This is a genomic window from uncultured Nisaea sp. (genome assembly GCF_963974195.1).
Taxonomy (GTDB): Bacteria; Pseudomonadota; Alphaproteobacteria; order Thalassobaculales; family Thalassobaculaceae; genus Nisaea.
Map to the genome: position 1 here is coordinate 1 of NZ_CAXBDC010000020.1, position 20,857 is coordinate 20,857.

The following is a 20,857-nucleotide window of genomic DNA, read 5'->3' on the forward strand; positions in this document are numbered from 1 at the left end:
GCGTGGGTTCTGGTATATCACACACGTTATGCCATGGAATACCTAAATTGCGATCTGAATGTCTTCAGCTTCCGCAGCCTGGCCGGCTGATAAGCATTGATAAATCAGGCCGCACGGTATCGTGGGACCAGACAAGCTGCGGAAATGCGGCCGGGTGCGGCAAAATGTGGTGTCAGGAGCGGGCCCGCTTCATCAAGCCACGCAGGTCAAAATCAGGGTCTGCCGCCTGCTCCGGCGTCAGACCCGCATCCAGAGCCAAAAGCCGGCGCCCGAGGGCATGGTCGCCGGCCTTGTTTACCGACTCGACGCAGCGCAGCTTGCCACCGGCGAAAAGAAAAGCGGAAAAGGAGCCGCTTTCCGGGTCGCCACGCAGGACGGCCTCCTCCGTGCCATCAGAAAGCCCGGCAATCTGCAATTTTGCATCGGCCTGATCGGACCAGAACCACGGCACCTCATGATACGGCTCCGCCTCGCCCAGCAGCGCCGCCGCCGCCGTTTTTGCCTGATCGACGGCATTCTGCACGGATTCGAGCCGGACCCGGCGCCCGACCTGCCAATGCGTGTAACTGGCACAGTCCCCGATCGATGCCACTTCCGGCACGGAGGTAAGCATGGTCGGGCCAACAGCAATCCCGTTCTCGATATCGAGACCAGCGGCTTCGGCCAGCTCCGTACAGGGCAGCACCCCGGTTCCCGAAATCACACAATCGGCATCGATCACACTGCCATCCGCGAGATCGGCGCCGGAAGCCAGCCCGCCGGACAGCCGAATGCCCGAGACGCGGGCGTTCAGCCGGATATCCGCCCCAAGAGCCGTCAGATAGCCGAAGAAATAAGCGGAGACCGCGGGCGAAACCGCCCGGGCCATCAGCCGTCCCTCCGCTTCAAGCACAGTCACCTGCTTGCCGAGAACGGCCGCCGTCGCCGCGATTTCGAGGCCGATGAAGCCGCCGCCGATGACCAGCACGGAGCTGGCAGCGTTGAAACCGGCCTTGATCGCCTGGCTGTCCTGATAGGTCCGGAGTTCCAGCACCCCCGGCGCGTCCATATTCGGGATCGGGATGCGGCGGGGGCGGGAGCCCACCGCCAGCGCGATCTTCGAGCAGGGAATGGCCGAGCCATCCGCCAGCCGCACTTCTCCGCCACTCAGGTCTAGCGCGGCCGCCGTCGCGCCAAGGCGCAGGTCGATGGAACGATCTGTATAAAATTTCTCGGGCCGAAGCGGTGTCGGCTTCGGATCGGGCTCTTTGATATAGCCTTTGGAAAGCGGTGGCTTCTGATAGGGCAGGTCCGGCTCGGACGTAAGCATGGTGAGGGGGCCGTCATAGCCCTTCTCTCTCAGGCTGGCCGCCAACTGAACGCCGCCGTGGCTGGCCCCGACGATCACGATGCCCTTATCCGACACGGCTTCCTCCTGCACTTTAGTTCATGTTTTGTGAGTCCTACCCTATTCCTTGAGGAGAGAGGAATAGATTTCGGCATCGCCGATCCGCCCGACCGGTTTTCCGTCCGCCACGACGATGATTTCTTCCCTGCTCTGCAATCGGCATCGCATCAGATCCGCCATCGGCGTGTCCGGCAATGCGACCGGCACGACTCCCGCCGCGATTTCCTCGGAGCCGATCATCTGCATGCCGCCCGGCAGAGGTGTCCCATCCGGAACCGGCGCCATCACCGAATCCGCACGCAACACATTCAGCGGGTTCATGTGAGAGACGAATTCGGCCACATAGGCATTCGCCGGGTTCATCACGATCTCATGCGGTGTACCACACTGGACAATGCGCCCGCCTTCCATGATCGCAACCTTCGATCCGAGTTTCAGGGCCTCGTCCAGATCGTGACTGACGAAAATGATCGTGCGGTGCAACTGCGACTGCAGCTCCAACAACTCATCCTGCAGCTTGGCCCGGATCAGCGGATCGAGCGCGGAGAACGGTTCATCCATCAACAGCACCGGTGCTTCCGTCGCGAAGGCCCGGGCCAGGCCGACGCGCTGCTGCATACCACCCGACAGCTCGTGTACCTTGCGGTCCGCCCATTGCTCGAGCCCGACCAGCGCAAGCTGCCGCGACACACGTTCGGCGCGCTCCGCCTTGCCGACACCGGACAATTCCAGCCCCAGCCCGACATTGTCCGCCACCGTGCGCCAGGGCAGCAGGGCAAAGTTCTGGAACACCATGGTAACGTGCTCTGTGCGGAGCCGGCGCAACGTCGCCTCGTCCGCGCTGGCCGCGTCGATTTCCTGCTCGCCGTCATGCACCCAGACGGCACCTCGGGTGACGGGGTTCAGGCCGTTTACCGCCCGGAGCAAAGTCGACTTTCCGGAGCCGGAAAGCCCCATGATCACGACGATCTCTCCCGGGTCGACCGTCAGGCTGCAATCATGCACGCCGAGGATCTGGCCGGTCTCGGTCTCGATCTCGGACCGGTCCATGCCCCGGTCCATCAGAGGCAACGCCTCCTCGGGCCGCTTGCCGAAGACGATATTCACCTTGTCGAAACGTACGGCGGGAGTCCTCATTTGCCGTCCTCCCCGCGTCCGCGGAACATCCGGTCGAGAATGATGGCGATCACCACAATGGCGAGGCCGACTTCGAAGCCCTTGGCGATATTCACCTGATTAAGCGCGCGCAGTGTCGGCACACCAAGCCCGTCCGCCCCGACCAGCGCGGCGATGACGACCATGGAGAGCGACAGCATGATGGTCTGGGTCAGGCCCGCCATGATTTGCGGCAGGGCATAGGGCAGCTCCACCTTCCAGAGCAACTGCGTGCGCGTCGCGCCAAAAGCCTGCCCCGCCTCGATCAGCATTTTCGGTGTCGAGGAAATCCCGAGATGGGTCAGCCGGATCGGCGCCGGAATGGCGAAGATCACCGTGGCGATCAATCCCGGCACCATACCGAGGCCAAACAGGATCAGCGCCGGGATAAGATAGACGAAGGTCGGGATCGTCTGCATCAGGTCAAGCACGGGGCGCATGGCGGAGAACAGCCAGGGCCGCCGGGCGGCGGCAATGCCGAGCGGAACGCCGAAGCCCATGCAGACAACGGAGGACGCCAGCACCAGGGCAACCGTCTCCGTGGTTTCTTCCCAATAGCCTTGGTTGATGATCAGCAGCAAGCCGACCGCGACAAGCAGCGGGAAGGTGATCGTCCGGCGCACCGCATAGGCGATACCGGCAACGATGACCACGGCCAGCAGCGGATGCGGTGTCTGGAGCACCCAGAGGATGCCGTCGATCATGAATTCAAGGCCGGCGGCAAGCCCGTCGAAGAACCAGGCGCCATGATCGGTCAGCCAGTCGACGAAGATTCTCGCCGCCTTCCCGACCGGAAGTTTGTTATCGGTCAGCCAATCCACGGAAAGCTCCCCCGCCCCGCCGTCGCTCTGTGACGCAACTAGAAGAGGCGGCACGCATGCCGCCTCCGTCCGAAATGTTATGCCTTAAAGACCGAGCGACTTGCGCACGGCCGGCAGCGCGGCCTTGCCGTCCACCGTCGTCACGCCGGAAAGCCATGCATCGAGGATACCGGCATTGGCCTTCAGCCATGCCTTGGCGGCATCCTTCGGCTCTTCATTATCGTTCAGGATCGCGCCCATGATCTCGTTCTCCATACGGAGAGAGAACATCAGGTTATCGAGCAGCCGTCCGACATTCGGGCACTCCGTGCCATATCCGGCGCGGGTGTTGGTCAGGACCGACGCACCACCGAGATCCGGGCCGAAGAAATCGTCGCCACCGGCGAGATAGGCCATCTCGAAATTGGCGTTCATCGGGTGCGGCTCCCAGCCGAGGAACACCACCGGCTCCTCTTTCTTCACCGCGCGGGCCACCTGGGCCAGCATGCCCTGCTCGGAGGATTCGACCACGTCGAAGCCCTTCAGGCCGAAAGCATCCTTCTCGATCATGTCGAGGATCAGGCGGTTGCCGTCATTCCCCGGCTCGATGCCATAGATCTTGCCGTCCAGTTTGTCCTTGAACTTGGCAATATCGGCAAAGCTCTTCAGGCCAGCGTCGTAAGCATATTGCGGCACGGCGAGCGTATATTTCGCGCCATAGAGATTGACGCCAACAGTCTCGACCGAGCCTTCGTCACGGTATTTCGCGATATCCCCTTCCATGGTCGGCATCCAGTTGCCGAGGAAGACATCGATATCCTTGTTTTTCAGCGATGCGTAAGTCACCGGAACGGAAAGCACTTTCACATCAGTCTCGTAGCCCATCGCTTCAAGTACCGTCGTGGTGGCTGCAGTCGTCGCCGTGATGTCGGTCCAGCCGACATCGGAAAATCGCACTATCGAACAGTTATCGTCGGCCATCGCGGCGCCGGATGACATGATTCCGGCCGCCAGAGCGATGGCGAATGCAGTTCTGGATTTCAGCATGATTGATGCTCCCTTTTAGGATTGCCCCCGTTATTAGCCGGGTTAGGCAAACATTATAGATGATCTTGCGCAAGATTTTTATTGATTGAGCAATCAATCAAAAATACGGTCCCCCGCGAAAGGACCCTGCCGCCCATGCCCAAGATCGGAATGGAACCAATCCGCCGCAAAGCCCTGATCAACGCCGCGATCGAGGCTATCCACGCACGCGGGTCCTTCGAGGTGACGATGAGCGAGATCGCCCGCCAGGCAGGCGTCTCGGCCGCCCTCGCCCATCACTATTTCGGCAGCAAGGACCAGCTTATCGTCGCGACGATGCGGCATCTCCTCAGTGAACTTTCCGTCGAAATCGTCGCGGCCCTGCGTTCGTCCCAAACGCCACGAGAGCGTCTGTCAGGGATCATCCGGGCCAATTTCGGCTCCGACCAGTTCCGGCCCGCAACCATTTCCGCCTGGCTTACCTTCTATGTGAAGGCACAGAGCATGGCCGATGCCCGCCGCGTGCTGTCCGTCTATGCAAAGCGGCTGCGCAGCAATCTGCAGCACGCGCTGACACAACTGACGGACCGGGAGAACGCCCAGCACATTGCTGAAGGCACGGCGGCCCTGATCGACGGTCTCTATCTGCGCCATGCATTGCTGGACAGCGATCCTGACCGCGCCGCCGCGATCAGGCTGACCGAAGATTATATCGATGCACAACTCACTGCCGGGGGAAACAAGTGACGAAGCAGCCCAATATCCTGATCCTGATGGTCGACCAGTTGAACGGAACACTCTTCCCGGACGGCCCGGCGGATTTCCTGCATGCACCGGCGCTGAAAGCGCTGGCGGCACGCTCCGTCCGGTTCAGGAATTCCTATACGGGCAGCCCGCTTTGCGCACCCGGCCGCGCCGCCTTCATGTCCGGCCGTCTGCCGTCCCGGACAGGTGTCTATGATAATGCCGCCGAATTTACATCCGACATTCCGACCTACGCCCATCACCTGCGCCGGGCCGGGTATTACACCTGCCTCTCCGGCAAGATGCATTTCGTCGGGCCGGACCAGTTGCACGGCTTCGAGGAGCGGCTGACAACGGATATCTACCCCGCCGATTTCGGCTGGACGCCGGATTACCGCAAGCCCGGCGAACGGATCGACTGGTGGTATCACAATCTCGGTTCGGTCACCGGCGCGGGCGTCGCCGAGATCTCCAACCAGATGGAATATGACGACGAGGTCGCCTTCAACGCCGAACAGAAGCTCTACCAGCTTTCCCGTGGCGGAGACGAACGGCCGTGGTGCCTGACGGTCAGCTTCACCCATCCGCACGACCCCTATGTCGCCCGCCGGAAATTCTGGGATCTCTATGAAGGCTGCCCGGAGCTGGAGCCGCGCGTCGCAGCCGTGCCGTTCGAGGATCAGGACGCCCATAGCCAGCGGCTCTACCTCGCCAACGATTACAAGAATTTCGACATCACCACCGAGGATGTCCGCCGCTCCCGCCAGGCCTATTTCGCGAATATCTCCTATCTGGACGACAAGATCGCGACGCTGCTGGACACCCTGAAGCGCTGCCGGATGGACGAGGATACCGTGGTTGTCTTCTGCTCCGATCACGGGGACATGCTGGGAGAGCGCGGGCTTTGGTTCAAGATGAGCTTCTTCGAAGGCTCCGCCCGCGTGCCAATGATGATCGCAGGACCCGGCATCGAAGGGCGCACCGTCACCGCACCGGTTTCGACAATCGATATCACGCCGACCCTGGCGGATATTGCCGGTGTCGATCTGTCCGAGGTCGCGCCCTGGACGGACGGGGAATCCCTGAAGCCGCTGATCGAAGGCGGTGAGCGCACATCTCCGGTCCTGATCGAATATGCGGCGGAAGGCTCCTACGCCCCTCTGATCTCGATCCGGCGCGGCCGCTTCAAATTCAATCACTGCGAACTCGACCCGCCACAGCTTTTCGATCTGGAAGCAGACCCGGACGAGTTGACCAACCTCGCCACCGACCCGGCCCATGCCGAAACTCTCGCCACCTTCCAGGCCGAGATGCGGGACCGCTGGGACATGGCGCAATTCGACCGCGAGGTCCGGGACAGTCAGGCGCGCCGCTGGGTTGTTTACGAAGCCCTGCGCAACGGCTCCTACTATCCGTGGGACTTCCAGCCGCTGCAAAAAGCGTCGGAGCGTTACATGCGCAACCACATGGATCTCAACACCCTTGAGGAGGCCGCGCGTTTCCCGCGCGGTGAATAAACCCCATGCAGGCAGATTTCGTGATCGTCGGCTCCGGCTCCGCAGGTGCTGTCATGGCCGACCGGCTTTCGGCCGACGGCAAGCATTCGGTCATCGTCGTGGAATATGGCGGAAGCGATTTTGGCCCCTTCATCCAAATGCCGGCCGCCCTGTCCTATCCGATGAACATGAGCCGCTATGACTGGGGCTATCAGAGCGAGCCGGAGCCCCATCTCGGCGGCCGCCGTCTCGCCTGCCCGCGCGGCAAGGTGATCGGCGGCTCCTCCTCGATCAACGGCATGGTCTATGTCCGGGGTCACGCCCGGGATTACGATAACTGGGAAGAGCAAGGCGCCACGGGGTGGGCCTACAAGGACGTACTGCCCTATTTCGAGCGCATGGAAACCAGCCATGGCGGGCAGGATGGCTGGCGCGGCACGAACGGCCCGCTGCATGTTAGCCGCGGCCCGCGCAAGAACCCGCTCTATCACGCTTTCGTCGAGGCCGGGCAGCAGGCCGGGTTCGAGATGACGGAAGACTATAACGGCGAGAAGCAGGAAGGCTTCGGGCCGATGGAGATGACGGTCTATAACGGCCGTCGCTGGTCCGCCGCGAACGCCTATCTGAAACCGGCCCTGAAGCGCCCGAACCTGACCATGGTGAGCGGCCTCGCCCGCCGTGTCCTGTTCGACGGCAAACGCGCCATTGGCATCGAGATCGCGCGCGGCAGCTCAATCGAGACCATCACCGCGAACCGCGAAGTGATCCTCGCCGCCTCCTCCATCAACTCACCGAAGCTGCTGAAACTGTCCGGCATCGGTCCGGCAGCCGAGCTGGCCCAGCATGGTATTGAGGTTCTGGCCGACCGGCCCGGCGTCGGTGCCAATCTGCAGGACCATCTGGAGCTCTATATCCAACAGGAATGCACCCAGCCGATCAGCCTTTATTCGAAGTTGAACCTGTTCTCCAAGGGCCTGATCGGCCTCGAATGGCTGCTGTTCAAGTCCGGCCTGGGCGCCACCAACCATTTTGAGAGCGCTGCCTTTCTGCGTTCGAAGGCAGGCGTCGAGTATCCGGACATCCAGTACCACTTCCTGCCGGTCGCGATCCGTTATGACGGGAAGTCGCCAGCCAAGAGCCACGGCTTCCAGGCCCATGTCGGGCCGATGCGCTCGAAGTCGCGCGGCACCGTCACCCTGCGTTCGGCCGATCCGAATGACGCGCCGGTGATCCAGTTCAACTATATGAGCCATGAGGATGACTGGGCCGACTTCCGGCACTGCATACGGCTGACCCGCAATATCTTCGGGCAGGATGCCTTCACGCCCTATCGCGGACGGGAGATCTCGCCGGGTGAGGATGTGGCAAGCGACGAGCAGCTGGACGCTTTCATCAGCGAAGCCGTCGAAAGCGCCTATCATCCGAGCGGCACCTGCCGGATGGGCGCGACGAGCGACCCGATGGCCGTGGTGGACCCGGAATGCCGGGTGATCGGGGTCGAAGGGCTGCGGCTCGCGGACAGCTCGATCTTCCCCCGTATTCCGAACGGCAACCTGAACGGCCCTTCGATCATGGTCGGCGAGAAGGCTTCCGATCACATTCTCGGCAAAGCCCCCTTGGCGCCCTCGAACAAACAGCCCTGGATCAATCCGCGCTGGGAAACCTCAGACCGCTGATACCGACAAGAAGGACAGACCATATGCGCGCGCAACCGACCGCCTCCCACTTCATCGCCGGCAGCCCGATGGAAAGCCCCAAGGGCAAGAGCTTCCCCAGCATCTACCCTGCCACCGGGGAGACCATCGCGGAACTTCATGCCGCCGATGCCGAAACCATCGACAAGGCTGTTTCCGGCGCGCGGGAAGGCCAGAAGGTCTGGGCCGCGCTCAACGGCGCGGAACGAGGCCGGGTGTTGCGCAGGGCCGCCGATCTGATCCGCGAACGTAATCGGGAGCTTTCGCTGCTGGAGACGCTGGATACCGGCAAACCGCTGCAGGAAACGCTAGTGGCGGACGCCGCTTCAGGCGCCGACTGCCTCGAATATTTCGGCGGCATCGCGGCGGACATTCATGGCGAATATACCGATCTCGGCGGCTCCTTCGCCTATACACGTCGCGAGCCGCTCGGTGTCTGTGTCGGCATCGGGGCCTGGAATTACCCGATCCAGATCGCCTGCTGGAAATCGGCACCGGCGCTGGCCTGCGGCAATGCGATGATCTTCAAGCCGTCGGAGATGACGCCGCTCACCGCCCTGAAGCTGGCCGAGATCTACAAGGAAGCCGGCCTGCCGGATGGTGTCTTCAGTGTGGTTCAGGGTTTCGGCGATGTCGGCGCGGCCCTGGTCAATCACCCGGGCGTGGACAAGGTTTCCGTCACCGGCTCCGTTCCGACCGGCGCGAAGGTTATGGCGGCGGCAGCCGAGGGATTGAAACAGGTCACGCTGGAGCTTGGCGGCAAATCACCGATCATTGTGTTCGAGGATGCGGATATCGAAAACGCGATCTCCGGCGCCATGCTCGGCAACTTCTATTCCAGCGGCCAGATCTGCTCCAACGGGACGCGCGTTTTCGTGCAGAAAAGCATCAAACAGAAATTCCTCGACCGGCTGCGCGAACGCACCGCGAAGATCCGTCTCGGCGATCCGATGAACGAGGAAACCCATCTCGGCCCCCTCGTCTCCAAGCCGCAGTTCGAGAAAGTGCTCGGCTACATCCAGATCGGCCGCGACGAAGGCGCCCGCGTGCTCATCGGTGGAGATGCCGCCACCGTCCCGTCTTTCCCCGACGGCTGGTTCGTCGCCCCGACCGTCTTTGCCGATGTGCAGGACAGCATGACCATCGCCCGGGAAGAGATCTTCGGCCCGGTCATGTGCGTGCTCGATTTCGACACCGAGGAAGAAGTGCTGGCCCGCGCCAACGCCACCGATTTCGGCCTCGCCGCCGGGGTCTTCACCAAAGACATCCAGCGCGGCCACCGCGTCGTCGCGGGGCTCGAGGCCGGCACCTGCTGGATCAACGCCTACAACCTGACCCCGATCGAAATACCGTTCGGCGGCGTGAAAAAATCCGGCATCGGCCGCGAGAACGCCCGCGCCGCCATCGAGCATTACAGCCAGCTCAAGAGCGTCTATGTCGAGATGGGAGACGTCGACAGCCCCTATTGATCGACGTTTGGTTGCGCTCCGCTGGCACTGCCGTAATGATATCCCCAAGAACTTAGGGGGTAGCGCCAATGCGCATCGAAATTATCGGCGGCGGGCCAGCCGGGCTTTATTTTTCTTACCTTGTGAAGCGGCAGCGGCCAGACTTCGAGGTAACGCTTGTCGAGCGCAACCCGGAAGGCGCGACCTTCGGCTTCGGCGTGGTGTTTTCGGACCAGGCGCTGGCCTTCATGGCGGCGGATGACCCCGAGACCCATGACGCGATCCTGCCCGCGATGGAAACCTGGCGTAATCTGACGCTGGATCTTGAAGGCGAGCGGATCGATATCGACGGAATGGGCTTTGCCGCCATCGGACGGCTCGACCTGATCAAAATTCTAACGGAACGGGCCCGGAGTGTCGGTATCGAGCCTCGCTTTGAAACCGAAGCTGACAACCTGTCCCGGCTGGAAGATGCGGACCTGATCGTCGGGGCAGACGGGTTGAATTCGTTCATTCGCGGTGATGGAACGGAATACGGCATGGAGATGCCGCAACTCGAGAACCGCTTCATCTGGTACGGCACGGACCGGCCGTTCGATACCCTCACCCAGTCGTTCCGGCGCTCGGTGGACGGGCCGTTCAACGCCCATCACTACCGCTACACCCCGACCCTCAGCACCTTCATCGTCGAGACGGACGAAGACACCTGGCAGGCCGCCGGTTTTGACGGCATGGGCGAGGCGGAAACCAAGGCCTATTGCGAAGCCATCTTCGCCGATGTGCTGCAGGGCCATAGCCTGATCGCGAACAATTCCTATTGGCGCCGCTTTCCCAAGCTCTCCTGCAAGAGCTGGTACAGCGGCAAGCATGTGCTGATTGGAGACGCAGTCCACACGGCGCATTTCAGCATCGGCTCCGGCACCCGCCTCGCGATGGAGGATGCCCTTGCGCTCTCCAAGGCCGTGCTCGCCACTCCGGATGACATTCCGGCCGCACTTGCCGCCTACGAAGCCGCCCGCAAGCCGATTACCGAAAAGATCGTCCGCGCGGCGAATACCAGCGCGGCCTGGTACGAGGATTTCGCCAGCCACATGGACCTGGCCCCGGCCGACTTCGCTTATTCCTACATCCAGCGCAGTGGCCGCATGGACGATGAAAGGCTGCAACGCCTGGCACCTGAATTCTTCGCCGCCTACAGCCCGCACTGGAGCGGCGATGCGGGAGCCCGGCCATGACACCCGAGATGATTCTGGACCGGGTTCCGAGGGATGCGGCGGAGACAGTTGAGATCGGGTTTTCCGTACCAGAGACCTACAACGCTTCAAGCCTGCTATTCGACAATCTGGCACAGGGGCGCGCGGACAAGATCTCGGTCTATTCCGACAAGGGAAACCGCACCTATGGCGCCCTGGCCGAAGATTCTTGCCGGTTTGGCAACGGCCTGCTTGCGCTCGGGCTTGAACGGGGCGACCGGGTATTGCTGCTGATGGCGGACACCCCGGCTTATCCCGCTGCAATCTTCGGCGCCATCCGGGCGGGCCTTGTGCCTATTCTGGCCAATACCCTGTCGACCGCCGATCTGATCTCCTTCTATGTCGAGGATGCCAACGCCAAGATCCTGATCTTCGATGAAGAACATGCTGACACGGTGACGGCGCTCGACGCCTCCGTGCTGACCTCGCTCACCGCGATCTCGATCAATGGCGCGGGACCATCCGGCGTGCTGGAAGCTCTCAATGGCACCATCTGGCTGGCGGAACAGAACACAGATCTGGAAGCTGCGCCGACCGGCCGGGACGACCCCGCTTTCATGATGTATTCCTCGGGCTCCACCGGACGCCCGAAGGGCATTCTCCATCTGCAGCATGATGCGCTCTACACGGCCGAAAGCTATGCCCGGCACATTCTGAAAATCGGCCCGGACGATATCTGCTTTTCGATCCCGAAGATCTTCTTCGCCTATGGCTTCGGTAATGCGCTTGCCTTCCCGTTCCATGCAGGCGCAAGCGTTATCCTATTCTCCGGCAGGCCCAAACCGGATGCCGTCTTCAGCATGGCCGCACGCTTCAAACCAACCCTGTTGTTCGGCCTGCCGACCCTCTACACCGCAATGATCAAGGACCCGTCGGCAGCAAGCGCGGACCTTTCCTCCGTCCGCATGTGCATCTCGGCGGCGGAAATCCTGTCGCAGGAAATCTTCGATGCCTGGAAGGGCCGTTTCGGGCACGAAATCGTGGAAGGACTCGGTTCAACCGAAGTGCTGCACATCTATCTCTCGAATACGGAATCCGAAAAGAAGATCGGCTCTGCCGGCAAACGGGTGCCCGGATACGAGGTCATGCTGGCAACACCCGAAGGTGCTCCGGTTGCGGCAGGAGAAGATGGTGTGCTGTCCGTACGCGGCGATTCAAACGCCCCCTGCTACTGGAACCGTCCCGACAAGACGGACGAGACCATGCGGGACGGCTGGATCTATACCGGTGACCGATTCCGCTGCGACGAGGACGGGTTCTATTTCTTCCTCGGCCGGATAGACGATCTGGTGAAAGTCAGCGGCCAGTGGGTCTATCCGCTGGAAGTCGAGCTTTGCCTGAACGAGCACCCGCAAATCGTCGAATGCGCCGTCGCCGCCGTCCAGATGCCAGATCGCCGGACCATCCTGCGCGCCTTTGTCAGGCCAGCCGCAAGCACTACACCGGGCGATGATCTCACCGTCAGCCTGAAAACCTATATCCGGCAGACCCTGCTGCCCCACAAGGCACCGCGCGATTTCATCTACCTCGAGGACCTGCCCAAGACCGGCACCGGCAAAATAGATCGCCAGGCACTGCTCAGGCTCAGAGGCAATGTCTGACCGGTCTGCTCATTGAAAACAATACTTCTCCAGCCGCTGAAAACACAAAACAGATACACGACATCTCCTATAAGAAAGTCTTTTGATCACATGATAAAGCTCATAGTCTTCACTTTTGTCCTTGCTCTTGGCGCCTGCAACACCACACACAATGGCAAAAAACCGGGCGAATTCGAAAATTTTCAAGACGCCAAGTTCTATTGCATCAACCAGGTAAGCGGCCCTGTTCGCGTTGAACTGATTAATGGTGGAGTTTTGGGCGCAGCCATTGTCGGTGCGCTCTCCGGACTCCAGAATAATTGGGTCGAAACCGGCACTCGCCCCGTTTACGAAGACTGCATGGCGCAATATGGGTATCAGCAGGAAGCCTTGGAAGAACGGCCTGATGATTATGTTCCCCCGGCGCCAGTTTCCTGACTGGATTTTATAGAATACCTAACTGCCCGATGACCGCCTGATCTGGATCCAGGTCGCCGCGCCGGCGGCGAGCGCGACGGCGCCGATCAGGAGTGTGGCCAGTGCATTGATCTCCGGCGTCACGCCAAGCCGGACCTTGGAGAAAATCACCATCGGCAGGGTCGAGGAGCCGGGTCCGGAGACGAAGCTGGCAATCACCAGATCGTCGAGCGACAGGGTGAATGCCAGAAGCCAGCCGGAGGCCAGCGCCGGGGCCAGCATCGGCAGGGTCACGAGCAGGAACGCCGTCATCGGCCGCGCGCCGAGATCGAGCGCCGCTTCCTCGATCGAGCGGTCAAGACCGCTTGCCCGGGACTGCACGACGATCGCGACATAGGCGGTTGAAAAGGTGATGTGTGCGATCAGGATCGTGTCGATACCGCGCCCGTGCGGCCAGCCGATGAACTGCTCCATGGAGACGAAGGTGAGCAGCAAGCTGATGCCGATAATCACATCCGGCATGACAAGCGGCGCCGCGATCAAACCGGTAAAGAGCGTCCGCCCGCCAAAACGCCCGAACCGGGCAAGCGCCAGCCCTGCCATGGTGCCGAGCAGGGTCGCCCCGGTCGCATTGATCATGGCGATCTTCAGGGACAGCCAGGCCGCGTCCAGGATCTGCTCGTTCCGGAACAGTTCCAGATACCATTTCGCCGACCAGCCGCCCCAGACACTGACCAGCTTCGAGGCGTTGAAGCTGAAGACGACGAGCACGACAAGCGGCAGATAAAGGAAGGCAAACCCGGCCACCACCACGCCGAGCAATGCGACTTTCCCGCCCCGCGTGCTCATGCCCGTTCCTCCCGCCGTGCCTCGACGACCTGAAACAGCATGATCGGCAGAACCAGCACCAACAGCAGCACCACTGCGAGTGCTGATGCCAGGGTCCAGTCCCGCTCGCTGAAGAACGTGTCCCACAGCATGCGTCCGATCATCAGCGTATCGGATGCACCGAGCATGTTCGGGATGACGAACTCCCCGGTTGCCGGGATAAAGACCAGCATCGCCCCGGCTATGATTCCCGGTATGGAGAGCGGCAGCGTGACCAGGAGAAACGCTTTCCAGGGCCGGCAGCCCAGATCCTCCGCCGCCTCGACCAGAGACCAGTCCAGCCGCTCCAGCGTGGCGTAGAGCGGCAGGATCATGAATGGCAGATAGGTGTAGGAAATACCGACATAGAGCGCGAAATCCGTCTGCAGCATCCGGATCGGCGCATCGATCAGGCCAAGGTGCAGCAGCAACCCGTTCGCCAGTCCTGTATCGGCCATGATCGTCTTCAGCGCATAGACCCGCAGCAGGAACGAGCTCCAAAACGGCAGCATGACCGCCATCAGCAAAAGATTGCGCACAAGCGGCGTTGCCCGGGCAATGGCATAAGCCATCGGATAGCCGATCAACAATGTCACCAGAGTCGATATGCCCGCGATCCAGAGCGAATTCAGATAAGCCGCCCGGAACAGCACATCATCCGCCAGCAGCTGGTAATTGAAGAACGATCCCTGATAGCCGCCGTCAGCACCGAACAGGGGTGAATAAGGCGGCTGCGCGATCATCGGCTCCGACAGGGAAATCCGGAACACGATGGCAAAGGGCACAAGGAAGAAGATAAACAGCCAGAGATAGGGGATCCCCGTGACCGCCCCCTTGCCGGAGAACCAGAAGGTCCGGCGGCGCGCGGCCGCGACCTGCAAACGCTCCGCGACCGCCATCTACGCGTCTCCAAGCAGCAGGGCGTTTTCCGGCGCGAACCAGATATCGACCCGGTCATCCCAGTCGACATCACGCTCGGCTGCATTCTCGCTGTTCGCCCGGGTGACCTCGACCAGCGCCCCATGGTCCGTCCGGACCCGGTAGGAGGTAACATCCCCAAGATAGGCAAGTCCCTCGACACTGCCGCCAAGGCGGTTTATCTGGCCGCCGGGCGCCCCGCCTTCACGGGCAATGCGCACCTTTTCCGGCCGGACAGCAAGCGCCCCTCTTGCCCTGGCGGGAACGTCACCCGCAGCGGCAAAAAGCGGGCCCTCCAGCCCATCCACGGCCAGTTCAGCGATCCCGTCGTCCCGAATAGCTGAAACGGTCCCGTCGAACAGGCTGATGTTACCGAGGAACGCCGCCACGAACCGGGAACCCGGCTTTTCGTATAACTCAGAAGGCGTGCCCACCTGCCGGACCTGCCCCTTGTCCATGACAGCAGACCGGGTCGACAGCACCATGGCCTCTTCCTGATCGTGCGTGACCACGATCATGGTGATGCCGGTATCGTCGGCCAGCTTCATGAGCTGGTATTGCGCGTTCTCGCGCAGCCGCTTGTCGAGAGCGCCCAGCGGCTCATCGAGCAGCAGAAGTTTCGGACGTTTCACGATGGCGCGGGCCAGAGCCACCCGCTGGCGCTGGCCGCCGGAAAGTTGATGCGGCTTGCGGCCCGCGAAATTAGTCAGTTCAAGCTGTGCCAGCGCATCCCGTACCCGGGTTTCGAGCTCCTCCCCCCGGATACCGTCGCGCTTGAGGCCGAAGCTCACATTCGCCGCCACACTCATATGCGGGAACAGGGCATAGCTCTGGAACATCATGTTGACCGGCCGCTCATAGGCCGGCAGAGCGGTCACGTCCTGCCCGTCGATTTCGATGCGGCCTTCGTTCGGCAGCTCAAGCCCGGCCAGCATGCGGAGCAAGGTTGTCTTGCCGCAACCGGAACCGCCCAGAAGGCAGAAAATTTCCCCGCGATATATGTCCAGGTCGACGCCGGAGACGGCTTCCACGCTGCCAAACCGTTTTACAACGCCACGGAGCCGCACCACCGGCTCGTTCCGGTCCGGTGCCTCCCATGGCCGGTTGGCATATGCATCGGTTATTGCTTGATCTGACAAGGCTCGCCCCCGAAAGCCGTGTGCCGGTTATCTAGTGCTCCGGCAATGAAATGTGAGGGTCCGGCTTCGCGGCGGCGCTGTCAATCGCAACGCGCGCCGATGGCATATTCTGTCAGACGGATACGCCATCGGCACATTGTTGAATGTGTCCTTACCCGATCACCCTCAACGGCGTTCAGGAAGAGACAGGATCGGCGCCGACCTTCACCACGAGCTTGCCGAAATTCTTCCCCTTGAGAAGTCCGACGAACGCCTCGGGCGCCTGCTCGATACCGTCCACGATATCCTCGCGATACTTGACCCGGCCCTCCTCGATCCAGCTCGCCATATCGCGCGCGAAATCCGGATAATCGGACGCGAAATCATAGACAATGAAGCCCTGAATGCGGAGCCGCTTGGTCAGCACGGCGCGCATCAGCGTCGGCACATACGTTTCCATCTCCGGAAAGTTCGTCGCATTGTAAAAAGCGATGGTGCCGCAGACAGGCATCCGGGCGAACTGGTTGAACAGCGGGAAAACCGCGTCAAACACCTTGCCGCTGACATTCTCGAAATAGACGTCGATCCCGTCAGGGCAGGCCTTGGCAAGCTGCTCCGCGAAATCGGGCGCCCGGTGATCGACGGCGGCATCGAAGCCGAGCTCATCGATCAGATAGGCACATTTCTTGGCGCCCCCCGCGATCCCCACGGCCCGCGCACCGCGGATCTTCGCAATCTGCCCCACGGCGGAGCCAACCGGACCGGATGCAGCGGCAACCACCACCGTCTCGCCCTCTTTCGGCATGCCGATATTCTTCAGTCCCGCATAGGCCGTCAGGCCCGGCATGCCGAGCACGCCAAGTGCCGTCGAGATCGGCACGGAGCCACGCGCGACCTTGCGTACGCCGCTGCCGTCGGACAGCCCGTAACTCTGCCATCCCGCCCGGGCAAGCACGATATCGCCGGGCACATAATCCGGGTTGTTCGAGACCATCACCTCGGCAACGGTCTCCCCTTCCATGACACCATCGATGGGCACCGGCGCAGCGTATGATTTCGCATCGCTCATCCGGCCACGCATATAGGGGTCGAGAGAAAGATAGATCACCCGCAACAACATCTCGCCCTCACCCGGCACCGGGATTTCGGCCTCGTCCAGACGGAAATTCTCCGCAACCGGTGCGCCATCAGGACGCGATGCCAGCAGCCAGCGGCGATTGACTTCGTTGCTCATGAAAAGGCCTCCCAATTCGAGTGAAGGACTTGGATAGCGCCATGAGCCGCAGCAGGTCCAGCGCCGATCCGTGTCCGCTACCTTCGCGATTAGGATCGGCTCCCGGTCTTCACCTCTGATCGTACTGGCGATTTCCTCACGGAAACGCTCTAAAGGGCGAGCTCCAGCACCGGGCCTCCGGCGGCCTCGGCATCTTCCGGATCATGCGTTACCAGGATCGACGGCAGCCCCGCTTCCCGCAGACGCTCGAAGGTAAAGCGCCGGATATCGTCCCGGAGATGACGGTCCAGTTTGGAGAAAGGCTCGTCCAGCAAGGCCGCCCTCGGCTCGGACAGGAGCAGCCGGAGCAAGGCCACGCGGGATGCCTGCCCGCCGGACAGGGTTGCCGGATCGCGATCCGCAAATCCCTTCAGACCGAACCGCGTCAGCGCCTCTTCGGCCCTTACGCGCCGCCCTGAAACATCAGACGGCATGCCGAACAGAAGATTGCCGCCCACGCTCAGGTGCGGAAACAGCATCGGGTCCTGAAACAACAGCCCGACATGCCGTTTTTCCGGCTCCATCTCAGTGATATCGGCGCCGTTGAGCAAGACCGATCCGTCCGCCGTAAACGGCGCGCCGAAAAAACCTGCAATATAGGACAGCAGCGTCGATTTGCCGGAGCCGGACGGCCCCATCACCGTGAGCACCGATCCCGGTTCTATCGCGCAATCAAGCGCCAGCAGCTCCTCGCCGCCAAGCGCGATCCGGACATTCTTCAAAATCAGTCCCACCGTCACCGGTCTCCCCCAATCATGCCCCTGCGGTTGCGCCAGATCACCCGTGGCGCCGCCAGCGCCAGCGCGAACCCGGCAACGGGCAGGATTGCCTGTGTCAGTGCCCATGCTCCAATCAGACGCCTGTCGCCGCCCGCAGCCAGCGCGATCGCCTCCGTCGTTACCGTCTCCACCCGGCCGGCTCCAAGCAGGCGCGTGGCCAGATACTGGCCGACACTGATCGCGGCACCAACGGCAAAGGCAGTCAATAAAGGTGTCAGCAGCATCGGCAGGCGCACGCGCCAGAACGCACCGGCGGCGCTTTGGCCAAGTGTCCGGGCGATCTTCGTCCAGGCCGGGTCCTGCCGCCGGTAGGCTTCCGACAGCGAGAGATAAACATATGGCAGCACGAAAATGACATGCCCCGCCGCGACCAGCCCGCCACCCGGAGGCGCACCGGCGATTTCCGCCAGCAGCACCAGACCGAAAATAAAAGCGATCTGCGGCACCAGTAGGGGCACATAGATCAAGAGTTCCAGCAACCGCCCCGACCGCTCCCCTTTCCGGCGCTCGTTCTCAAGCACCGCGATAACCAGCACCAGGGAAAGAGCCGTCGTCAGCAGGGCGATCCAGAGCGTCGCAAAAACCGGACCCGCCGCCGTTTCCCCGACCGACTGCCAATGCGCCAGGGTCCAGCGGCCCGGCAAGGCATCGGGGAACCGCCAGACCCGGGCGAATGCATTGATACCGAGCGCGGCAATACCCAGAGCCGAAGCGAGGATGAGTGCCGGAAACGTCACCCGTCCCAGCAAAGCCAGCCCGGCATCACCGCTTCTCCGCCGCCCCGTGACAAGCCATCCGCGTGCCATCCGCGCGACACAGAACTCCATCAGCGCCCAGATCGCGATGGCCAGTGCGGTCACGGCAAATTGCAGGATGGCGCCCGCCGCCGCGATCATCCGGAAATCGAGCTCCGGATCGTTCGACCAGCGCAGAACCTGCACGGCCAATGGCGGCGGCGCGACCGGACCAAGGATCAGGGCCACATCGATATTGGCGGAAGAATAGGCAATCACGGCATAAAGCGGCAGACGCAACAAAGGATAGAGCGCCGGTACGACGCTTTTGAACCATGCGGAGATCCGTCCGTAGCCGAGAGACCGTGCCAGCCGCATCCGCTGTCCCGCATGGATCTGGGCAAGCGGCGCCAGCGCCATCAACAGCAGGAAGGGCACTTCCTTCATGATCAGCCCCGCCATCAGGGATAGCCCCCATTCGTCCTGCACGATCAACAGATCCGGCGGGCGCTGCCACCCCGTCGCCCAGGGTGACAGCAGACGGGCGAGAAATCCGGACGGCGCAATCAGGAAAGCCAGTGCAAAAGCCGCCGCCGCATGCGGAACAGCCAGCAACGGGGCAATTGTCTGCCGCAGCCAGGTGAAGGCGCGTGTCTCGAAGAACACGGCAAGAAACAACAGCGCCAGCACAAGCGCCACGGCAACCGTTACCAGCCCCGAAGCAAGAGACAGGAAGACCGATCCGGCAATCCCCGGCCAGGCGAGTAACGCCCGCCAGGCATCAAGCCCGAACGTGTCATGTCCGAGCGCCGGGAAGAACCCGAAGGACGGCACCAGAGCCCCGAATATTCCGGCCAGAACCGGGCCGGTCAGAATGGTGGCAACCAGATAGGGGGCGATTTTCAGCATATGGCCGGCACCAGCGGTGAGAAGCTCACCGTACTCCGTACCGCCGCGTCCATTCCGCCTCAAGAGCTTCGATCCAGCTCGGATGCGGCTCGGCCAGCATTGTACCGAGTTGATCCGCGGCAAGGGCGGCCGGTCCGAGGTCGGTGGCGCGGAACGCATCCGCCTGCTCTTTCGTCAACCGCCCGAGTGACAGAACCGTATCGGATCCCCAATAGGCCGGGTCCTGCTTGCGCATCTGCGCTTCAGGAGAGAGCAGGAAATTAGCCAACACCATGGCGGCATCGCTATGGGCCGCATTGAAGGGAATGGCGACGAAGTTGACATTTCCGATCGTGCCCGCATCGAAAACATAATTCCGGACGGTCTCCGGCAGCTCCCCGCTCTCGATCCCGCTGGAGGCTTCGGACTGGCTGAAAGCGAACGCGATGTCGATCTCTCCGTCACTCATCAGGCGGCGCATACCGCCGGCATTCTTCGGAAAGCTGCGCGCCTGCCGCCAGAGAGAGGGGTGAAGCTGATCCAGATATGCCCATAGCGGCCGGGAGACCTCGGCGAAATCCGCTTCCGACACCGGCTTGTAGAGGGCGGCCCTGTCCGCCGCGCGCTCGATCAGAACCTGTTTCAGGAAGGTCGTGCCCAGAAAGCTCGGCGGCAGAGGATAAGTGAAGCGGCCCGGATTTTCCTGCGCCCATGCCAGCAACGCGTCAGTATTGCTGGGCGGGTTCGGCAGCACATCCGTATCGCGATAGAAGACCAAACGGGCCCGCGCCCATGGCATCTCCAGCCCGTCGACCGGGACGCCAAAGTCGAGAGCAAGGTCCGGGCTGTTCGCCGGATCGGTCAGTTTGTGATTCGGCAATTTGTCGAGCCACGGGCCGAACAGGAGGCCATTCCGCTTCATCGCGGCGAAATTCTCGCCATTTATCCAGATCAGATCGACGGCACCGCCCTCGGAACGGCCCGCCGATTTCTCGGCAAGAACCCGGGCAACGGCTTCCGCCGTGTCCGTCAACTTCACATGCACGACCGAAATGCCATACCGCGCGTCCGCCTGCTCCCCCGCCCAGTCGATATAGGCATTGACCCGGGGATCGCCGCCCCAGGCGTTCCAGTAAACGGTCTGGCCGCGGGCTGCATCGAGCACCTGCTTCCAGTCCGCATCGTCAGCCAAAGCCGGGGCGTAAACACCAGCAAGGCCGAGAACCAGCGTAAGTGCAGCGAAACTATGTCGGAAGAGCACGGGGGAACTCCATTTCTGG

Annotated in this window: 18 protein-coding genes; 7 read left to right on the forward strand and 11 right to left on the reverse strand. The window is 62.0% G+C overall.

Annotated features, from left to right (window positions below; genetic code table 11):
* Window positions 1-172: 172 nt before the first annotated feature.
* The 4 genes from AAC126_RS06590 to AAC126_RS06605 form a co-directional block, all read right to left on the reverse strand.
* Entirely contained in the window at window positions 173-1,405 is a 1,233-nt protein-coding gene (locus tag AAC126_RS06590) for an FAD-dependent oxidoreductase (RefSeq protein WP_339851303.1), read from the reverse strand.
* 42 nt (window positions 1,406-1,447) lie between these two features.
* Window positions 1,448-2,524, reverse strand: a complete 1,077-nt coding sequence (gene choV, locus AAC126_RS06595) for a choline ABC transporter ATP-binding protein (RefSeq protein WP_339851305.1) — start codon at window positions 2,522-2,524, stop codon at window positions 1,448-1,450.
* Window positions 2,521-3,363, reverse strand: a complete 843-nt coding sequence (choW, locus tag AAC126_RS06600) for a choline ABC transporter permease subunit (protein ID WP_339851306.1) — start codon at window positions 3,361-3,363, stop codon at window positions 2,521-2,523. Before choW ends, choV begins: the two co-directional genes overlap by 4 nt.
* 84 nt (window positions 3,364-3,447) lie before the next feature.
* On the reverse strand, window positions 3,448-4,389 hold the full coding sequence (locus tag AAC126_RS06605; protein WP_339851308.1) for a choline ABC transporter substrate-binding protein: 942 nt from the start codon (window positions 4,387-4,389) through the stop codon (window positions 3,448-3,450).
* Between the two features lie 135 nt (window positions 4,390-4,524).
* Between AAC126_RS06605 and betI the strand changes: the two genes are divergently transcribed.
* The 7 genes from betI (at window position 4,525) to AAC126_RS06640 (ending at window position 13,021) form a co-directional block, all read left to right on the forward strand.
* Entirely contained in the window at window positions 4,525-5,115 is a 591-nt protein-coding gene (gene betI, locus AAC126_RS06610; protein WP_339851310.1) for a transcriptional regulator BetI, read from the forward strand.
* Window positions 5,112-6,629, forward strand: coding sequence for a choline-sulfatase (betC, locus tag AAC126_RS06615; RefSeq protein ID WP_339851311.1), 1,518 nt, complete (start codon window positions 5,112-5,114; stop codon window positions 6,627-6,629). Before betI ends, betC begins: the two co-directional genes overlap by 4 nt.
* 5 nt (window positions 6,630-6,634) lie before the next feature.
* A complete protein-coding gene (gene betA / locus AAC126_RS06620; protein ID WP_339851313.1) occupies window positions 6,635-8,284 on the forward strand; it encodes a choline dehydrogenase in 1,650 nt (549 codons plus the stop codon).
* A gap of 23 nt (window positions 8,285-8,307) precedes the next feature.
* Entirely contained in the window at window positions 8,308-9,771 is a 1,464-nt protein-coding gene (betB, locus tag AAC126_RS06625) for a betaine-aldehyde dehydrogenase (protein ID WP_339851314.1), read from the forward strand.
* Between the two features lie 68 nt (window positions 9,772-9,839).
* Window positions 9,840-10,985, forward strand: a complete 1,146-nt coding sequence (locus tag AAC126_RS06630) for an FAD-dependent monooxygenase (RefSeq protein ID WP_339851316.1) — start codon at window positions 9,840-9,842, stop codon at window positions 10,983-10,985.
* Entirely contained in the window at window positions 10,982-12,604 is a 1,623-nt protein-coding gene (locus AAC126_RS06635; RefSeq protein WP_339851318.1) for a benzoate-CoA ligase family protein, read from the forward strand. Before AAC126_RS06630 ends, AAC126_RS06635 begins: the two co-directional genes overlap by 4 nt.
* Before the next feature lie 12 nt (window positions 12,605-12,616).
* Window positions 12,617-13,021 carry a hypothetical protein gene (locus tag AAC126_RS06640; RefSeq protein WP_339851320.1) on the forward strand — a complete coding sequence of 135 codons (405 nt, stop codon included), beginning with the start codon at window positions 12,617-12,619 and terminating at the stop codon, window positions 13,019-13,021.
* Window positions 13,022-13,039: 18 nt separating this feature from the next.
* Here the strand turns inward: AAC126_RS06640 and AAC126_RS06645 are convergent, their stop codons facing one another.
* From AAC126_RS06645 to AAC126_RS06675, 7 genes are all read right to left on the reverse strand, one after another.
* Window positions 13,040-13,849, reverse strand: coding sequence for an ABC transporter permease subunit (locus AAC126_RS06645; protein ID WP_339851322.1), 810 nt, complete (start codon window positions 13,847-13,849; stop codon window positions 13,040-13,042).
* Window positions 13,846-14,766 (reverse strand): ABC transporter permease subunit, encoded by a 921-nt coding sequence (locus tag AAC126_RS06650; protein ID WP_339851324.1) that lies wholly within the window; start codon window positions 14,764-14,766, stop codon window positions 13,846-13,848. Before AAC126_RS06650 ends, AAC126_RS06645 begins: the two co-directional genes overlap by 4 nt.
* Window positions 14,767-15,924 (reverse strand): ABC transporter ATP-binding protein, encoded by a 1,158-nt coding sequence (locus AAC126_RS06655; RefSeq protein ID WP_339851326.1) that lies wholly within the window; start codon window positions 15,922-15,924, stop codon window positions 14,767-14,769.
* A 175-nt stretch (window positions 15,925-16,099) separates the two neighbouring features.
* Window positions 16,100-17,137: an NADP-dependent oxidoreductase gene (locus AAC126_RS06660; RefSeq protein ID WP_339851328.1), complete on the reverse strand. Its 1,038-nt coding sequence runs from the start codon at window positions 17,135-17,137 to the stop codon at window positions 16,100-16,102.
* Window positions 17,138-17,286: 149 nt separating this feature from the next.
* Window positions 17,287-17,910, reverse strand: a complete 624-nt coding sequence (locus AAC126_RS06665; RefSeq protein ID WP_339851329.1) for an ATP-binding cassette domain-containing protein — start codon at window positions 17,908-17,910, stop codon at window positions 17,287-17,289.
* Window positions 17,911-17,912: 2 nt separating this feature from the next.
* Window positions 17,913-19,661 (reverse strand): ABC transporter permease subunit, encoded by a 1,749-nt coding sequence (locus AAC126_RS06670; RefSeq protein ID WP_339851330.1) that lies wholly within the window; start codon window positions 19,659-19,661, stop codon window positions 17,913-17,915.
* Window positions 19,624-20,838, reverse strand: a complete 1,215-nt coding sequence (locus AAC126_RS06675; RefSeq protein WP_339851331.1) for an ABC transporter substrate-binding protein — start codon at window positions 20,836-20,838, stop codon at window positions 19,624-19,626. Before AAC126_RS06675 ends, AAC126_RS06670 begins: the two co-directional genes overlap by 38 nt.
* Window positions 20,839-20,857 lie beyond the last annotated feature (19 nt).